Source organism: Bacillus sp. FSL K6-1338 (genome assembly GCF_038006965.1).
Taxonomy (GTDB): domain Bacteria; phylum Bacillota; class Bacilli; order Bacillales; family Bacillaceae_G; genus Bacillus_A; species Bacillus_A thuringiensis_S.
Map to the genome: position 1 here is coordinate 4,788,629 of NZ_JBBOWI010000001.1, position 17,451 is coordinate 4,806,079.

Genomic DNA, 17,451 nt, shown 5'->3' on the forward strand with positions numbered 1-17,451 from the left:
AACTAATACCATTAGTTTTATTATACTAATGGTATTAGTTTTATACCACTAAAAATTTCATTTTTTCAGAAAAAAGAACAGTAGCCGTATAAACGACTACTGTTCTTTAAAGATATTAAACTGTATAACGCTCATCTTCTAAAATTTTCGCAGCGATTTCACGTTTCTTCGGAATTACGTTAAGTGGTGTGTGGCGAGTTAATTTACGTAATGATGATAACATCATGCGCAGCATGTCGCCGTTTTCAACTGCGATAAGTGTTTCTTTCGCATCTGCTTCGATTTCGTTAAATGCTTCTTGGCAGAATACTTCAGTGTATAACACTTTTTGTTTATTCTTTTCAAGACCAGTTGTTTTGATTGCTTTTTCTGTACGAAGAACAGCTGATTCCATTGCGTATAGATTGCTTACAATGTCAGCGATATTCACAAGAATTTCTTGCTCTTTATCTAATGCTTTACCGTATTTTTGAGCAGCTAATCCAGCTACCATTAAGCCGATTTTCTTCGCGTTAGTTACTAAATATTTTTGAAGTGCTAATGGCTCATCGCCTACTTCTTCTGGCATCATCATCATTAACTCTTCTTGTAATTTTTGTGCTTTTTGAAGAAGTGGTAATTCACCTTTCATCGCTTTACGTAAGAACGTACCTGGTACGATTAGGCGATTAATTTCGTTCGTTCCTTCGAAAATACGGTTAATACGAGAATCACGGTACATTCTTTCAATCTCGTACTCTGCCATAAACCCGTAACCACCGTGAATTTGAACACCTTCATCTACTGTATAATCTAGTACTTCAGAACCGAATACTTTATTTAAAGAGCACTCGATTGCATATTCAGCGATAGAAGCTGCTACTGCTTTACCGTCTTTTACTTCTTCTTCAGATAATGTGCTCATGCGGCTTTCGAATAAACCTACTGTACGATATACAGAGCTTTCAGCTGCATATGTTTTTGCTGCCATATTCGCAAGTTTCTCTTGAATTAATGGGAAGCGAGCGATTGGTTGCTTGAACTGTTGACGTTGGTTTGCATATTGTGCTGAAATTTCTACTGCACGTTTCGCAGATCCAACTGTACCAACACCTAATTTATAACGGCCGATATTTAAAATGTTGAAAGCGATAATATGACCTTTACCGATTTCACCAAGTAAGTTTTCTTTCGGTACTAATGCATCTTCTAAAATTAACGTACGAGTTGAAGAACATTTAATACCCATTTTCTTTTCTTCTGGGCTTGTAGATACGCCAGCATATTCTTTCTCTACGATAAATGCTGAGAAGTGCTCTCCATCAATTTTTGCATACACGATAAATACGTCAGCGAATGCAGAGTTTGTAATCCATTGTTTTTCACCATTTAATACATAATGTGTACCTTCTGCATTTAAACGTGCAGTTGTTTTTGCACCTAATGCGTCAGATCCTGAACCTGGCTCTGTTAATGCGTATGCAGCTAATTTCTCACCAGTTGCAAGTAATGGTAAATACTTTTTCTTTTGCTCTTCGTTACCGAATAATACGATTGGTAACGATCCGATACCTACGTGAGCACCGTGAGTAATTGCAAAGCCGCCAGCGCGAGAGAATTTCTCTGCGATTAACGCTGAGCTTACTTTATCAAGACCAATTCCGCCGTACTCTTCTGGTACGTCAGCGCCTAATAAACCAAGCTCCCCAGCTTCTTTTAAAAGACGAACAGAACGATCAAACTCATGTTGTTCTAAATATTCAAGCTCTGGAAGAACTTCATTTACGATAAAGTCCTCTGTCGTTTTTGCAATCATTTTATGCTCAGATGAAAAATCTTCTGGCGTAAACACTTGATCAATCGTAATCTCATCAACTAAAAAGCTACCGCCTTTAACCGCATTTCCTACTGTTTTTTCCATGAAAATTTCCTCCTTCATATTTTCATGAGCCGCTTCTCTCTTTTTGAAAGAAGCTGGCTCTCAATTTTATTTTTTATAAACCTTGGTTGCTTCCATTCTTTGCTTTAGCGTCGTCTCGTTCTGAGCGAACCGCTTCCACTTTTTTTATAATCCAGTTCCAGTGGCTAGAACAGTCGGTCGTTTCACCCCTTCCTGTGAGGCAAAAAGCGCCTCTTCGTCAGGGCTTCCAACGCCCTCCTGTTCTGAGCGAGCCACCTGCACTTTTTTTATAATCCAGTTAGCGGCTAGAATGTTCGGTTCGCTTCTTCCTACGAGGCAAAGAGCGCCTCTACGTCTGAAGCTCCATCCCCCTCACATTCTGAACAAGCCGCTTCCACTTTTTTATAGTAATTCAAACACTCCCGCTGCTCCCATTCCGCCGCCAATACACATTGTTACGATACCGAATTGTTCGTTGCGGCGTTTCATTTCGTGAATAAGAGATAGTGTTAGTTTTGCTCCTGTACAGCCAAGTGGATGTCCAAGTGCGATTGCACCACCGTTTACGTTTACTTTTTCTTCATCTAAACCAAGTTCACGAATAACTTGGATCGATTGAGAAGCAAATGCTTCGTTTAGTTCGAATAAGCCAATATCAGATAGCTCTAAGCCAGCTAGTTTTAACGCTTTTGGAATTGCAGCGATTGGGCCAATTCCCATTACTTCTGGTGGTACGCCAGCTGCTGCAAATGAACGGAATTTCGCAAGTGGCTTCATGCCATCGCTCACTGCTTTTTCACGATCCATTAATAGTACAGATGCTGCACCGTCACTCATTTGTGAAGAGTTACCAGCTGTTACAGAACCGCGAACGTTAAATGCTGGACGTAATTTCCCTAAAATGTCTAGCGTCGTCTCTGCTCTTACACCTTCATCTTGTGCGAAAATGATTGTTTCTTCTTGCAGTTTATTGTTTGAGCCAACCGAGCGTAACGTCACATCTACAGATACTGTTTCATCAGCAAAGTTTCCTGCCGCTAATGCTTTGGCAGCACGTTGATGACTTCTTACTGCAAATGCATCTTGCTCTTCACGAGAAATTCCATATTTCACAGCAACTTGCTCTGCTGTATGTCCCATACCCATATAATATTCCGGAGCCGCTTCTACAAGGCGACTATTCGGACGAACAACGTGTCCCATCATTGGAACTAAACTCATTGATTCCGCTCCGCCTGATAATACAGCTTCAGAGTGACCAAGCATAATGCGCTCTGCTCCGTAAGCGATACTTTGTAAACCAGAAGAACAGTAACGGTTAATTGTAATAGCTGGAACATCGTAAGAAAGTCCTGCTAGTCCGCCGATATTACGAGCCATATTTAAACCTTGTTCTGCTTCTGGCATCGCACAACCGAAAATTAAATCATCGATTGGTCCTTCATAATTTGCACGCTTTAACGTTTCCTTTACTACTAACGCCCCTAGATCGTCAGGACGAACTGTTTTTAATGAACCCCTCTTTGCTTTTCCAATTGGTGTTCTTGCTCCCGCAACAATGACAGCTTCTCTCATGAACGATATCTCCCCTCGTTATTAGTTACGTAATGGCTTTCCTTTTACAAGCATGTGCTGCATTCTTGCTTGTGATTTCATCTCACTTACTAAGCTAATAAATGCTTCACGTTCTACATCTAATAAATACTGCTCATCAACTTCTGTTCCGTACGGCACTTTTCCGCCCGCAATGACATATGCAAGTTTCTTCGCAATGTGAAGATCATGTTCAGAAATGTAACCTGATAAATGCATTGCTTCTGCACCAAGTACAAGAGTTGCATATCCTGTTTCACCAACAACTGGTATCTTTTTACGAATCGGTGCTTTATAGCCAGCTTCATATAAAGCAAGTGCTTTCTGTTTCGCATCATATAGTAAGTGATCACCATTCACACTAATACCGTCTTTATCGCCTAAGAAGTTGTTCGATACAGCTTCTTGTGCTGATGTAGAAACTTTCGCCATCGCTACAGATTCGAACACTTTATTCGCAACTTTTTGCAGATCAAACTCTACACCGTTTGGCATTTTATTTAAGTGTTTAATGTATAGCTCTTTATTACCGCCTCCGCCAGGGATTAAGCCAACACCAACTTCTACTAAGCCCATATACGTTTCACTAGAAGCTTGAATGCTAGCTGCTGGTAAGCAAACTTCTGTACCTCCGCCAAGCGTCATACCGTATGGTGCTGCTACAACTGGCTTAGAAGAGTACTTAATTTTCGTCATTGCATCTTGGAAGTTTTTCACAACCAACTCAATTTCAAAGTAATTGTCGTCTTGTGCTTCCATTAAGATCATTGCTAGGTTCGCACCAACGCAGAAGTTCTTCGATTGGTTACCGATAACAAGACCTTTATAATTCTTTTCTACTTCATCAACAGCGTAGTTAATCATTTGCGTAATATCCATACCGATTGCATTGCTCTTCGAATGGAACTCTAAGCAAAGGATGCCGTCGCCTAAATCAATTAAGCTCGCTCCGCTATTTTTCTTTAATACACCATTTTTCGCTTTTAATTGCTTAAGAGAAATTGCTTTTTTATTACGCTCGATTCGCTTATATTCGCCATTATCGTAATAGTAGCTATCGCCGTTATCATGTTTATAGAAAGTAGTGAAACCTTTCTCTAACATTTCTTTCACCCAAGTAGGAACAACTACGCCGTTTTCTTCCATCTTTTGAACAGATTTTTCAACACCAATTGCATCCCACACTTCAAATGGCCCTTGCTCCCAGCCGAAGCCCCACTTCATCGCTTGGTCAATTGCAACGATATCGTCAGCAATCTCTTTATGAAGTTTTGCAGAGTATAAAAGAGTTGGTGTAATGATGTTCCATAACAACTCTCCTGCACGGTCTTTCGCGTATACAAGCGCTTTCAATTTATTCGCTAATCCTTTTTCTTGTTTACTTAACTCTACGGATGCAGCTTTTAATTTTTTACGCGCTTCGTATTCCATCGTTTCAGGATTTAATTCTAAAATTTCTTTTCCTTGTTTTAAGAAGAATCCTTGACCCGTTTTACTTCCAAGCCATTTTTTCTCAAGCATGTCATGCATGAAAGCTGGTACTTTAAATACATCACGCTCTTCTTCTTGTACGTTTTCATATACGTTATTTGCAACGTGTACGAATGTATCTAAACCGACAACATCTAATGTACGGAACGTCGCGCTCTTCGGACGACCAATAAGTGGGCCTGTTACAGAATCAACTTCCCCAATGCTATAGCCGCGTTTTATCATCTCTTGAAGAGTTACTAATAAACCGTACGTACCGATGCGGTTTCCAATAAAGTTTGGTGTGTCTTTTGCGATAACAACGCCTTTTCCAAGAACGTCTTCGCCAAATAGTTTCATGAAGCTTAATACTTGTGGATCTGTTTCTTTCGTCGGTATTACCTCTAGAAGTTTTAAATATCGTGGTGGGTTAAAAAAGTGTGTGCCTAAGAAGTGTTTCTGGAAGTCGTCTGAACGACCTTCTGCCATTTTTTCAACTGAGATGCCTGACGTATTCGAGCTTACAATAGAACCCGGTTTACGAACAGCGTCTACTTTTTCAAATAATTTCTTTTTAATATCTAAGTTTTCAACTACTACTTCAATAATCCAATCTACATCAGCTAGACGCTCAAGATCATCTTCTAAGTTACCTGCTTCAATCAGTGCTAAATTTCCTTTCACTGTCAGAGGAGCTGGTTTTTGCTTTAATAATTTTTGCACAGCCGTATTACTAAAACGATTTCTCACACTTTTATGTTCTAATGTAAGTCCCTTCGCTTCCTCTTCTTTTGTTAGCGCAGGTGGTACAACATCAAGCAATAATGTCGGAATACCAATATTAGCTAAGTGTGCCGCAATCCCTGAACCCATTACGCCTGAACCTAGAACAGCAGCCTTTTTAATTTGGAACATCCAATTCTCCCCCTATTCTTGAATGAATGCTCATTCAATTTTTCGACATAAGTCGCAATCAATGAGTGAGCCTCTACTAATAAATATATGATACTGTTTAAATTTTCGCAATATATTTATTGATAAAATTTTCTGAAATAAATATTTTTCTTTCATTTGGCTATGCTATACATGTGTATTTTCTTTGTTTAAATGCACTTTTCCTTTTTATAATCTGACGAAACTGGAGGAATATATATGGCAAAACTTAAGAAGAACCCTTCTAAGGCTGGAATTAGTGCAGCTAGTGTAACTGGAAATGCAGGTCCGCATAATCACGGTGTTGAAAAAGGACGCCAAGGTAATAATCAACAATATAAGAAGCATAATATGGGCGAAAAATAACGCTATATTTTTGGGCAGAGAACGTGGCATAATGATTAATGGCTGCTTTTTCTGCCCAATTTATTTGTACATATGGAAAACAAAAGAGGGAACGATGATGAAACGAACAATAGTTATGATTGTAATGATTGCTACACTATTTACAGGGATGATTTTCTTCTCTTATGCACAGAGGCAACAAGCTGTAAGAGCTGATCAACCTAAGATTACTGGGCAATATGGCGTTACAATCGATGCAGACACAGGTGAAATTTTATATGGGAAACGCGAAGACGAACGTTCTTATCCGGCTAGTATAGCCAAAATGATGACAACCCTTCTTTTACTAGAGAATGTAAAAGAAGATGAAGAAATTACAGTTACAGAAAACGCAATTAAAACAGAAAGTCAAAGTAAGAAAATTAAACTTCGTGCTGGGGAAAAATTAAAGCGTGATGAGGCATTAAAACTTATGCTTATCATTAGTGCAGATCCAATAGCTGAATCAATTGCAGAACATATCGCAGGATCAAAAAATGAATTTGTGAAGATGATGAATGCTAGAGCGAAGGAACTTGGTACAAAGCATGCGACTTTCAAGAATGCAAGTGGTGCTGATGCAATTGGGAATAAAGTATCACCATATGACATTGCTATTATTACGAAAGAAGCATTAAAGTATCCAGTTGTTTTAGAATATATGAATTCAACACGTACAACTCTACATACTTCAGAACGCTCTCCAAACATCGCAAACTATGGACGAGAAGAACTATATGACGATCCATATGCGATTGGAAGTAAAAGTGGTCTATCAGCACTTGGCAAATATACAGTCGTAACAGTCGATGAAAAAGACGGTAAACGCGTCATTAACGTCGTATTATCTTCTACTCGCGCGCAACTATATCCTGATACGAAGAAAATGGCACATTATGCATTTCAGCAATTAAAATAACCAAGGAGTATTTTCTCCTTGGTTATTTTTTAACCATACCTTTTAATACGAACGCAACGTTTGCTGGACGCTCTGCTAGACGACGCATGAAGTAGCCATACCAGTCGTTTCCATAAGGTACGTAAACACGCATTTTGTAACCTTCTTTTACTAGCTCAAGTTGACGCTCATTACGAATACCATATAACATTTGGAATTCAAATTGATCCCTTGGAATGTTGTGTTCTTCAGCAAGTTTTTTTGTATATTCAATAATCGCTTCATCATGTGAAGCAATTGCAGTATAATTTCCATTTAATAAGTGCATTTTAATAATTTTTTTATAATTGTCATCTACATCTTTCTTATCCGGGAACGCCACTTCTTCAGGTTCTTTATAAGCACCTTTTACAAGACGTAAATTAGGATTATAAGCATTTAAATCTTCAATATCTTTTTCTGTACGATATAGGTAAGCTTGAATAACAGTACCAATATTATCGTATTCAGATTTTAATTGTTTAAAGATATCAATTGTTTTACCACAGCGTGTATAGTCTTCCATATCAATGGTAACGAACACACCATTTTCTTTTGCAGCTTCTAAAATACGGCGCATATTGTTCATTACGATTTCATCAGAGATATCTAATCCCATAGAAGTCATCTTTAAAGAAAGCTGCGAATCAAGACCTTCTCTTCCAATTGCACGGATCGCTTCAATCGATTGGTTAGCCATTTCATTTGCTTCCGCTTCATTATCAACGAATTCACCTAAATAATCGATTGTTACACAAAGACCTTGCTTATTTAATGCCTGAATGGCAGCTGTCGCTAATTCAATCGTCTCCCCTGCGACGAAGCGACCTGCACCAAAGCGTAAACCGTACTTTTTAGCCAGTTTTGTTAGCGCTTTATTTTTAGATAAGAAAAGAAACGAATTTCGCATTAATTGTTCCATGTAATTCACCCCTATGACTGTAATTTATCTGTTTTTTACCCCTCTTCAAAATTATATCACTGTTTAAAATTATTGGATACAAATAATTATTTAGATAATTTATAAAATACTATAAAAACATTTAAAAACCTATATTCTCGCATGCAAATATGAAGGGAATATTTTTCGACATTTAGAAAAAACGGGTTTACTAGGGCAAAAATAGGCATACCGAAAATATTCGACATGCCTATAAAACCCTTAATATTCCATGTAAATTATATAAGGATATTAATAAGAAAAACTTAAAGTAGCATCACCTAAGTTTTTTAATTCTCATTTCGCTTCTCCTCATTCAGCCTTTTAATATCCGTAATTAACTGCACCATCTCTTCTTTCGCATCTGGATAAGTTTCATTCCAATGCTTCACTAAAGCTGGCATCGTCTTCGCTATGTAAGAATAAAGTGCCCACTTCTTTACCTGTTCTTTTCGCTCTTCATTACTCTCGCCAAGTAACAGCTCAGTGTATTTCTCTAGTAAACCGTCAAACTGCTCGTTAAACTTTTCACTCATTTTATTTACCTCCTATATGAAAAAAGCAGCGAAGATCGCTGCTTTTTCTTATAATTTTGATCGGACAGAGTTTAATTTTTTCTCCATTGTGCTTACTTTATCACGACGATCATCAATACGAATCGTTGTTGCAACACGCTGTGCACCTTTCGTATATGGAACTTCATGCATTTGTTGAATTACTTCTAGAATGACAGGAAGATCTCCTTCAATAATTGTATTCATCGGTGTTAATTGATACTTCACGCGATCCGCATTTTTCTCTAGCACCTTTTGTACTTCTGCTACATATTCACTAACACTTGGATTACCTGTTCCTACCGGAATAATCGATACGTCAACAATTGCCATAGTAGTCTTCCTCCTATAATCGCTTCTTATATATCCATTGTCTATTTTACCGAAATCCTCATCATTTTACTAATATGTTACTCTTCCACTTTAAACTGCTCAACTAATCTTTCTAAATCTTTCATATGCTCTGTCAAACTTTCCATCGTGTGGGCTACCTTTTCTAGATGATTAACCTGTGATTCCGTTGCAGCATGTACCTCTTCAGAAACAGCTGCACTTTCTTGACTCGTACCAGCAATTGTATGCATTACCGCTGTAATTTCTCCTTGCTCGTAACCTATGTTATGTACCTCTTCTACAATTTTTTCAACTGAAGTACTAATCGTATTTACAACTGACATAATTGTGCGGAACTCCATTTCTGCCTCTGTCGTCACTTTATTTTGCACATCTGCAATGTCTTTCAATTTACTTACAACTTCTACAACCCTTTTTACTTCTAATTGCACATCACCAATCATCGTTGTGATTTCTCCTGTTGCCTCTTTTGATTGTTCCGCTAATTTCCGAACCTCTTCAGCAACAACCGCAAATCCCTTACCTTGCTCACCTGCACGGGCAGCTTCAATCGAGGCATTTAAAGCAAGTAAATTTGTTTGATCCGAAATACCTTTTATAAGCTCAACAACATTTTGAATCGATCCAACTCTTTGTTCTAACTTATCCGATGCTTCTTCTGTATGAACAACAATCGAAGATGATTGTCCCCTCGTACGGACTAAGTTCCTCATTGTATTTAATCCTTGCTTAGATGCCTCTTCCGCTTTGCCAGTCACTCCTTTTATTTCACCAACGGAGCTATTCATTTGTTCCACTGACTCTGCCATATTCTCGAGCTGAGCTGAAACTTCATCCACACTATTCGCAAGAGTAGAAGCTCCCCCGCTCACATCATCCATTGCTCCGGAAACTTCTCTACTAGCCGCTACTGTTTCGTTCGTTAAATAATGTAAACTATTCGTTGATTGTTGCACTGTTGATACGCTGTTTTTAATTTTACTTACCATTTCATTCATTTGTTCAACCATATCATTAAAGTGCTTCGTCAACTCTCCAACTTCATCTTTACTTGTCACCTTCATTCGCAGCGTTAAATCTCCTTCTGCTACTTTTTGAACGTGATTCTTTAATAATTGCAGTGGTCTTGCTAATCTTCTTGAGAACAAGTAGGAAGCTACGATTCCAACTAATAAACTAATACACGCCATCATAATGACTGTATTTCTCGTACTATTTAATAGCCCATCGATCGTTTCTTTCGGATAAAAGATTCCTATCGTCCATTTCATCGTATCAAATGATTGACTATAAACAACTACATCTTCACCTTTTATTGTAGTGACCGCATATTTTGTTACCTCTTTATTTAAGCTCTTTATAAGTGGCTCTTTAGAAACATCTTTCCCTATCTTTTCTGGATAAACAAGAGCCATATTTTTATCATTTATAATAAACATTTCTCCGTCATTATTATATTGAATATTGTGAAGCAACTTCTGAATCGTCCCAAGCGATACATCCATCGCAACAACGCCTAATACAGATCCATCTTGAGCTGTAATTGCTTTAGAAACACCTACACTTAACTTTCCTGTTGCAATTTCATAAGAAGGTTGTCCCCAATGGACCTTTTTTACATCAGCCTCTGAATCTTTATACCATGGTCTTGTCGTTGGATCATATCCTTCTGGCACTTGCCCACCTTCAGCAAGATTGGCACTTAATGTTTTTTTATCTTTCGTACCAATATATAAATCTAAAATACCAGGATGATTCTTTTTATACTCCGCAAACTCTTTCGTTAAAAACGCTTCCTCTTCTGGAGTAACCCCACCTTGAAGCATATTACGAATCATCTCACTGTTCGCGTAATACCCCATATCTTCATCCGTTCTTTGAACAAACGTCGTAAGTTGCTCTGTCACAAGATCCATCGCATTTTGAGAATACTCGTCTAAGGAACGCACTTCCTTTTCTTTCTGTAATTGATACACAGCTGTACCCAATATTACGAACATCATAGAAATAAGTACTGAAAACACTACCGCAATTTTTAAACGTAAACTTCTTAACATCTTCCCCCCAGCATCCCCTTCGCATTAAATTGAAATATTATTAATCATTATATTAAGTATAATAGATAAAATTAAAAAATTGAAATTAATTCTCACCTTAATACAATTAGAAAACGGACTACCACTTGTGCAAAAACAAATAGTTCATTATCCTTAAAATATAATCTCATTCGTTCGGAGGGAACTATGTTACAAAAATTCGGTTTCTCACAATATGAAAGCCAAGCTTATGAAGTTGTCGTATCAAGCAATGAACCATTAGATGCTACAACAATTGTGAAGCATTCAGGTGTTCCAAAAGCAAAAATATATGAAGTACTAGCACGCCTAATCGATAAAGGAATGGTAATGGATTCTGTTTCAGAAAAGAAAAAATTGTATACAGCATTACCACTAAAGCTAGCAATTGAAAAATTAACGACAGAATTTCAATCAAATATTAAGGAACTGGAAACAAATATATCAAAAAAATCATTTACAGATGACCGTGTTTGGAGCTTAAAGATGCAATCTTCTATTCGAGTTCAAAGTAAAGAACTCATTGAAAGTGCAAAAGAATCAATCCGTATTTCAGCTTGGAATGATACTCTTTTAGAATATCTTCCTTTACTAGAACAAAAAGCAAAACAAGGTGTTCAAATTGAATCCCTTATTGTTGGAGAAGTAGAAACAGACTTAGAAAACATGCATTTTCTAATCCCAGCTGAAGAGCCTAATGCATTAGAGCGCTACTTGCTACTCATCGTTGACGATCGTGAAATTTTATTTGCTGGCGTAGAACAAGAGTCATGGCAAGCGATGAAAACAATGTCACAACCTTTCGTAAAGTTCTTTACAGAATTTTTCTATCACGACGTTGCACTTGCAAAGATTACTCAAAAACACCATGATCTCTTTATGGAAGATGAGGAAATTAAGAGTTTGTTGATGAAGTTAAGATACTAATTAAATAATAAACAGGAGTCTAGTTTTTCACTTAGACTCCTTTTCGTTTTGTTCCTTTATCTCCATCAACAGCTCAATGATTTTCTCATTTTGCTCTACCTGTTTCTCTGAATTTTTATAGATGAAACGAACCCATCTAAGTGCAAGAATAATAAGAAACAAAGGGAGCATTGAAATTAGAAGACCAATAATTGAAAAATTCGTATACATATACCTCACCTCGCTATACACCCTTTCTCCATTTCTCTACTAAAACCTGCAATTTTTTACAAATAAAAAAAAAACCTATCAAACGATAGATTCTTCTTTCGCAAACTGAGTAGAGCGTCCTCTCGTAATCGAGAAAATCGCGCAAAGCAGTGCTAATATAATAAAGCCACCGCCTACCCAAGCGTTATATATAACAGATGATTTTTCAATAACAACTCCGCCTACTGTTGAACCGAGTGCAATTCCTAAATGAAGCGCAGAGTTATTTAAACCTTGCTGGATACCAGCTGATTCCGGTGCAATGTCAATTAAATAATTTTGCTGTGCTGGTGAAATCGCCCAGCTCAGCATACTCCAAAGTCCCATCATAATGATGAAGAGTGGGAATGAGAATGTCATTAATGGCAACATGAAGATTGCACATGCAAATACGATAATAATCGAGATAATACTTTTCTTCGATCCCCATTTATCAGCAAGCCATCCACCGAATCCACCGCCGATTACTGCTGCGATTCCGAAAATGAAGTAAAACACACTAATCCAATTTGCTTCAACATGCATAACATCTTTTAAAAACGGTGTTAAATATGCATACAATGTTAAATGCCCCGTTAAAAACAAAAATGATGTTAACTGTGCACTTACAATTTTTTTATCTTTTAAAGTAGCAAGTTGTTCTTTTATTGATAATACCGATGTCGGTGGTACTTTCGTTAAGAACAATGAAATACAAGCAATTGCCATAACTGTTAATACTGAAATCAATACAAATGGCGCACGCCATCCGTATGCATTTCCGAGTACAAGACCGAGCGGTACTCCAAGTACAAGTGATCCACTAATTCCCATAAAAATGATTCCAATTGCACGCGCACGAAAATGCGGTTCTACTACACTAGAAGCAAGTGTTACCGATAGTGCAATAATTAATGAACCACTCGCCGCACAAATAACCCTTGAGAACATTAGCATTCCGTAATTCACACTAAATGCCGAAATAATATTTCCGATTAAGAAAATCGATAATGCTCCAACATACAATGTTTTTCTTTCAAACTTCCCTGTCAAAGCTAATAAAACTGGACCTGACAAAGCAAATACTACCGAAAATATTGTTATAAGCTGACCAGCTGCGCTAATAGATACCCCTAAATCATTGGCAACTAAATCGAGCGTTCCTCCTATAATTAGCTCAACCGTTCCGACTACGAAAGCCGCGATAGCTAAAATATAAACACGAAAATTCAAGTCTTTCCCCACGCTTTCTATTTTGGTTACTACGACTATAGTAACCAAAATAGAAAGTGGACGCAAGTACAATTTTTTTACAGTAAAAAAGGTAGGCGTATTATACGCCTACCCTTCCATCATTCTGTTTCTTTCTTCTTATTCAAGTACCAATACACCGGAAGTCCCGTAAAGACAATTCCAATTGATAAGAAACAACTTACCGGATCATTAATAATCGCACTACCGATTACAAAGAACGAACCTAAAATCGCAACGATTGGTACGATTGGGAATAACGGTACACTATATGCACGCTCTTTATTCTTATTACGTTTCCTTAAAATGAAGACACCAATAAACGTCATTACATAGAAAATATAAATAATAAATACGGAAATCTCAGATAGCTTATTCGGATCACTAATAATCATTAAAATAATCCCTAAAATGATTTCAACAGTAATCGCATTTGCTGGTGTTTTAAATCTTGGACTTTCCTTTGCAATAAACTTAGAAAATGGAAGTTGTCCACGTTCCGCCATAGACATTGGAATACGTGGGAATGTTAAAATCTTTCCATTTAAACAACCGAAAATAGAAACGATAATACCGATACTAATAATTTTCCCGCCATATTCTCCAAGTAACATGCCCGCAGCTGTCGCTGTTGCATTTTCTCCAAGGTCTACAATTTTCGCTGCTGGTAATACATTTAATAACGCCAAGTTAATTAATACGTATGCAGCTGTTACAATTAAAATCCCAACTGTCATTGCTTTCGGTAATAACTTTGTTGGATTCTTCATTTCTCCACCAATCGAAGCAAGTAAAATCCAGCCGTCATAAGCAAATAACGTTGCTAAAATTGCCATACCGATACTTTGATTTTCTGATATCGGCACTACTACGTTAAAAATATCACTGTTTCCTTTCCAAAAACCTAACACGACAATTAATACAATCGGAATCATTTTCCCAATTGTCGTGATTGTTTGAACGATACCTCCGTATTTTGTTCCCATACTATTTACAAAGCCAAGGAACACAACTGTTCCGATTGCGATTGGTAAATTCCACACTTTATCTAAATAGAAAAAATTAATCATTAAAGAACTAAAGTATAAACCTAATGTTCCGATAATAGCTGGTCCATAAACAATTGTTTGCATCCAGCCTGATAAATATCCCCAAAAACTTCCGTAAATCTCCTCTAAATACGTATACAACCCACCATTTTTCGGGATTTGCGCTCCAATTTCGGCTACTGTTAAACCACTCGCTAACGTCAACAGACCACCAATTACCCAAGCAAGAATGGCCATATTAGAACTCCCTGAGTAATCTAATACGCTTCCTGGTTTCATAAATACACCAGACCCGATAATCGTTCCTACTACGATAGAAAGTGCTACTGTTAAACCAATTTTGTTCTTCTCATCATGATGCATGCTGCGTATCCTCCTTCCAATTCTAGTGTGATGCAAAAATGAAATAAAAAAACACTCCTCCCTAAAAAAGGGACGAGTGTTGTATTCGTGGTTCCACCCTTGTTTCAATTCGCAAAGTAACACACTTCACCAATTTCTCAAGTCTAAATAACGGTTTTTGCCGGCAAGCAATTACTAGATGTTCGTTCACTGCTGCAGTTCAGAGGTGGTAATCTATTTTTCCGTATTAGGAAGCTCACAGCCAAAGGCTTCCCTCTCTGGGAATCGTAAAAAATTAATCGTGTCCTCATCATCACTTCTTGATGTCGAATTTTGTAGTTATTGTTCATTATATTGAATTGTTAGAAAAAATCAATATATTTTTTTATATAACATAGGAAATATTTCTCTTCTTATATTATAACAGAAGATACAAAACTTCTCTAATTCCCTAAAAATGGTATAATTCATTTAGGAGGTGTACCAATAATGATTGCTGTCTTTTGTATCATCGCTACGTTTCTCTCTGTTCTATTCGCTATCATGTATCGAAACAAGTATCCTGGTTATAGCATTTTAGCGGTAGCTATTATACCAGCTGTTTCCTTCTACGTATTGGGTAAATATCAATATACGGAAGTGTTTATCGGTTTTGCAATCTTCTACTGCGTCTTCGGATACATACTAACAATGAAAAGAATCTTATTGAATCATTAAAAGAGACCGATTTCTATAAGTAGAAATCGGTCCTCGCATGTACCTTCCGGTTGCCCCACGAAAGATACATAAATCAATTATTTATCTTCTTTTTTCATAAAAAACTTGTGATGCGGAAGATCCACATTTAATTCCTCTAATTGTTTCTTTTCATTGTCTAAAATCGCTTTTGCTTTTGTTTTTGTTGCTTCATCTAATCCCGCAAAGATGTCTTCACGCTTCTCTTTTTCTGGAAGTTTCACACCTAATTTTGTTAATTCTTCTTTTGCTTGCTCATGCGTTAATTTTCCAGATTTCTTTTGCTCTAAAATCGACTTCGCTTTCTCTTTCGCCTGTTCATCTAAGTTAGCAAACATGTCTCCATGCTTACCTTTCTCCGGCATTTTCACGCCTAACTTTGTTAATTCCTCTTTTGCTTGCTCATGCGTTAATTTTCCAGATTTCTTTTGCTCTAAAATCGACTTCGCTTTTGCTTTCGCCTGATCATCTAAGTTAGCAAACATGTCTCCATGTTTACCTTTCTCCGGCATTTTCACGCCTAGCTTTGTTAATTCCTCTTTTGCTTGCTCATGCGTTAATTTTCCAGATTTCTTTTGCTCTAAAATCGACTTCGCTTTTGCTTTCGCCTGATCATCTAATCCTGCAAACATGTCTTTACGCTTCTCTTTCTCCGGAAGCTTTACACCTAGTTTCTCTAACTGTTTCTTTGTATCGTCCATAATTGTTTTTACTTTTTGTTTTGTAGCGTCATCCAAATCCTTTTTCGCCGTTTTTGTAGACTGTTCAGCTGCTGGAGTATTCGTTGCCGCGAATGCCGGAATACCGACTCCTCCAATGATTCCGAATGATAAAGCACCTGCAATCGCTAAATACCCAACTGTTTTCTTCTTCATAGGAAATTTCCTCCTTCATATTTCTAAAGCATGTACACTTTCGTATACAATGCCAATAGTAATGTTGGTTTCTTAAAATTCCCTTAACGTTTCGAATAAAAAACACCGCTCATAATGAGCGGTGTTTCTCTATGCTTTTTGTAATTGTAACTCTTCACGTTCCATTATTTTTCTTAATACGATTGTTTGTGTCATTGTAAATAAGTTACCTGTTATCCAGTACAATACAAGTCCTGATGGCGCCGCAAACCCCATAAATAGAATCATTGCCGGCATCATAATTTGCTGTATCTTTAGCATCTGTACTTGTTCTCCAGGTGTAATATTAGATTGGAAAACTTTCATCTGAATAAATGTCGTTAACGCTGCAATAATCGGTAATATATGATATGGATCTGCATGTCCTAAGTTCACCCATAAAAAAGAAGATGTGCGAATCTCTTCCGTTCTGCTAATCGCATAATACAAAGCAGAGAAAATCGGCATTTGTATAAAAATTGGCCAGCAACCAGCAAGTGGATTCCAACCGCCTGATTTCATTAGCTCTGACATTTCTTTTTGATACTGCTTTTGTTTTTCAAGATCTTTGCCTACATCACCGTACTTTTTCTTTAGCTTCTGCAATTCAGGTTGCATTTTCTTCATTTTCGCTTGGCTACGATATTGTGAAACAGCTAATGGAATCATTGCTGAACGAATAACGAGCGTCATAATAATGATTGCAATCCCAAAGCTAGCTCCAGGTATATGATGAGCAACAAATTGAATCATAAACGAGATTGGATATACGAAATAATGATCCCAAATCCCAGTACTATGTGCATCAATTGGGACTGCATTACTGCAGCCAGATAAAACAAAAACAAGTAATAATGATAAACTAACGAGCACAGCTCGGTATGATTTTAACATGTTCATTCCTCCA

Annotated in this window: 16 protein-coding genes and 1 other annotated feature; of the genes, 4 read left to right on the forward strand and 12 right to left on the reverse strand. The window is 37.3% G+C overall.

All coding sequences use genetic code 11. The features are described 5' to 3' along the window. Nucleotides 1-115: 115 nt before the first annotated feature. From NZ044_RS24775 to NZ044_RS24785, 3 genes are all read right to left on the reverse strand, one after another. Nucleotides 116-1,900 (reverse strand): acyl-CoA dehydrogenase family protein, encoded by a 1,785-nt coding sequence (locus tag NZ044_RS24775; protein ID WP_000416287.1) that lies wholly within the window; start codon nt 1,898-1,900, stop codon nt 116-118. 381 nt (nt 1,901-2,281) lie between these two features. Next, complete coding sequence (locus NZ044_RS24780; protein ID WP_098506266.1) at nt 2,282-3,454, reverse strand: acetyl-CoA C-acetyltransferase; 1,173 nt, start codon at nt 3,452-3,454, stop codon at nt 2,282-2,284. A 21-nt stretch (nt 3,455-3,475) separates the two neighbouring features. Further along, nucleotides 3,476-5,857: a 3-hydroxyacyl-CoA dehydrogenase/enoyl-CoA hydratase family protein gene (locus NZ044_RS24785; RefSeq protein WP_098506269.1), complete on the reverse strand. Its 2,382-nt coding sequence runs from the start codon at nt 5,855-5,857 to the stop codon at nt 3,476-3,478. A 237-nt stretch (nt 5,858-6,094) separates the two neighbouring features. Here NZ044_RS24785 and NZ044_RS24790 point away from each other — a divergent pair, with 237 nt between their 5' ends. Further along, a complete protein-coding gene (locus NZ044_RS24790; protein WP_001096344.1) occupies nt 6,095-6,241 on the forward strand; it encodes a YuzL family protein in 147 nt (48 codons plus the stop codon). 97 nt (nt 6,242-6,338) lie between these two features. After that, nucleotides 6,339-7,178: a D-alanyl-D-alanine carboxypeptidase family protein gene (locus NZ044_RS24795; protein WP_000831456.1), complete on the forward strand. Its 840-nt coding sequence runs from the start codon at nt 6,339-6,341 to the stop codon at nt 7,176-7,178. A gap of 22 nt (nt 7,179-7,200) precedes the next feature. On the opposite strand, the gene NZ044_RS24800 is transcribed toward NZ044_RS24795, so the two are convergent. From NZ044_RS24800 to NZ044_RS24815, 4 genes are all read right to left on the reverse strand, one after another. Further along, nucleotides 7,201-8,118 carry a proline dehydrogenase family protein gene (locus tag NZ044_RS24800; RefSeq protein ID WP_000436780.1) on the reverse strand — a complete coding sequence of 306 codons (918 nt, stop codon included), beginning with the start codon at nt 8,116-8,118 and terminating at the stop codon, nt 7,201-7,203. A gap of 308 nt (nt 8,119-8,426) precedes the next feature. Then, the gene (locus NZ044_RS24805; RefSeq protein ID WP_001290589.1) at nt 8,427-8,672 is read right to left on the reverse strand and encodes a YusU family protein; all 246 of its coding nucleotides are present in this window, start codon (nt 8,670-8,672) and stop codon (nt 8,427-8,429) included. Between the two features lie 48 nt (nt 8,673-8,720). Further along, nucleotides 8,721-9,023 carry an MTH1187 family thiamine-binding protein gene (locus NZ044_RS24810; RefSeq protein ID WP_001018860.1) on the reverse strand — a complete coding sequence of 101 codons (303 nt, stop codon included), beginning with the start codon at nt 9,021-9,023 and terminating at the stop codon, nt 8,721-8,723. 77 nt (nt 9,024-9,100) lie between these two features. Continuing rightward, nucleotides 9,101-11,101, reverse strand: coding sequence for a methyl-accepting chemotaxis protein (locus tag NZ044_RS24815; protein ID WP_000946369.1), 2,001 nt, complete (start codon nt 11,099-11,101; stop codon nt 9,101-9,103). A 186-nt stretch (nt 11,102-11,287) separates the two neighbouring features. On the opposite strand from NZ044_RS24815, the gene NZ044_RS24820 reads away from it, so the two are divergent. Next, complete coding sequence (locus tag NZ044_RS24820) at nt 11,288-12,046, forward strand: TrmB family transcriptional regulator (protein ID WP_000939479.1); 759 nt, start codon at nt 11,288-11,290, stop codon at nt 12,044-12,046. Nucleotides 12,047-12,073: 27 nt separating this feature from the next. On the opposite strand, the gene NZ044_RS24825 is transcribed toward NZ044_RS24820, so the two are convergent. The 3 genes from NZ044_RS24825 to NZ044_RS24835 form a co-directional block, all read right to left on the reverse strand. Next, a complete protein-coding gene (locus NZ044_RS24825) occupies nt 12,074-12,256 on the reverse strand; it encodes a hypothetical protein (RefSeq protein ID WP_000288473.1) in 183 nt (60 codons plus the stop codon). 78 nt (nt 12,257-12,334) lie between these two features. Further along, complete coding sequence (locus NZ044_RS24830; RefSeq protein WP_003280661.1) at nt 12,335-13,519, reverse strand: MFS transporter; 1,185 nt, start codon at nt 13,517-13,519, stop codon at nt 12,335-12,337. A gap of 107 nt (nt 13,520-13,626) precedes the next feature. Then, the gene (locus NZ044_RS24835; protein WP_000546308.1) at nt 13,627-14,937 is read right to left on the reverse strand and encodes an APC family permease; all 1,311 of its coding nucleotides are present in this window, start codon (nt 14,935-14,937) and stop codon (nt 13,627-13,629) included. A gap of 65 nt (nt 14,938-15,002) precedes the next feature. Continuing rightward, nucleotides 15,003-15,239, reverse strand: a binding site (T-box leader). A gap of 166 nt (nt 15,240-15,405) precedes the next feature. Between NZ044_RS24835 and NZ044_RS24840 the strand changes: the two genes are divergently transcribed. Continuing rightward, complete coding sequence (locus tag NZ044_RS24840) at nt 15,406-15,633, forward strand: hypothetical protein (RefSeq protein ID WP_000562245.1); 228 nt, start codon at nt 15,406-15,408, stop codon at nt 15,631-15,633. Between the two features lie 77 nt (nt 15,634-15,710). Here NZ044_RS24840 and NZ044_RS24845 read toward each other — a convergent pair whose 3' ends face one another. Further along, a complete protein-coding gene (locus tag NZ044_RS24845) occupies nt 15,711-16,526 on the reverse strand; it encodes a hypothetical protein (protein WP_033795323.1) in 816 nt (271 codons plus the stop codon). A 129-nt stretch (nt 16,527-16,655) separates the two neighbouring features. After that, on the reverse strand, nt 16,656-17,438 hold the full coding sequence (yidC, locus tag NZ044_RS24850) for a membrane protein insertase YidC (RefSeq protein ID WP_074791056.1): 783 nt from the start codon (nt 17,436-17,438) through the stop codon (nt 16,656-16,658). Between the last annotated feature and the right edge of the window lie 13 nt (nt 17,439-17,451).

Coding starts and splice junctions, on each gene's coding strand:
- NZ044_RS24775 (WP_000416287.1), bottom strand. CDS start 1,900: ATGGAAAAAACAGTAGGAAATGCGGTTAAAGGCGGTAGCTTTTTAGTT.
- NZ044_RS24810 (WP_001018860.1), bottom strand. CDS start 9,023: ATGGCAATTGTTGACGTATCGATTATTCCGGTAGGAACAGGTAATCCA.
- NZ044_RS24780 (WP_098506266.1), bottom strand. CDS start 3,454: ATGAGAGAAGCTGTCATTGTTGCGGGAGCAAGAACACCAATTGGAAAA.
- yidC (WP_074791056.1), bottom strand. CDS start 17,438: ATGTTAAAATCATACCGAGCTGTGCTCGTTAGTTTATCATTATTACTT.
- NZ044_RS24835 (WP_000546308.1), bottom strand. CDS start 14,937: ATGCATCATGATGAGAAGAACAAAATTGGTTTAACAGTAGCACTTTCT.
- NZ044_RS24785 (WP_098506269.1), bottom strand. CDS start 5,857: ATGTTCCAAATTAAAAAGGCTGCTGTTCTAGGTTCAGGCGTAATGGGT.
- NZ044_RS24790 (WP_001096344.1), top strand. CDS start 6,095: ATGGCAAAACTTAAGAAGAACCCTTCTAAGGCTGGAATTAGTGCAGCT.
- NZ044_RS24825 (WP_000288473.1), bottom strand. CDS start 12,256: ATGTATACGAATTTTTCAATTATTGGTCTTCTAATTTCAATGCTCCCT.
- NZ044_RS24820 (WP_000939479.1), top strand. CDS start 11,288: ATGTTACAAAAATTCGGTTTCTCACAATATGAAAGCCAAGCTTATGAA.
- NZ044_RS24840 (WP_000562245.1), top strand. CDS start 15,406: ATGATTGCTGTCTTTTGTATCATCGCTACGTTTCTCTCTGTTCTATTC.
- NZ044_RS24805 (WP_001290589.1), bottom strand. CDS start 8,672: ATGAGTGAAAAGTTTAACGAGCAGTTTGACGGTTTACTAGAGAAATAC.
- NZ044_RS24795 (WP_000831456.1), top strand. CDS start 6,339: ATGAAACGAACAATAGTTATGATTGTAATGATTGCTACACTATTTACA.
- NZ044_RS24845 (WP_033795323.1), bottom strand. CDS start 16,526: ATGAAGAAGAAAACAGTTGGGTATTTAGCGATTGCAGGTGCTTTATCA.
- NZ044_RS24815 (WP_000946369.1), bottom strand. CDS start 11,101: ATGTTAAGAAGTTTACGTTTAAAAATTGCGGTAGTGTTTTCAGTACTT.
- NZ044_RS24800 (WP_000436780.1), bottom strand. CDS start 8,118: ATGGAACAATTAATGCGAAATTCGTTTCTTTTCTTATCTAAAAATAAA.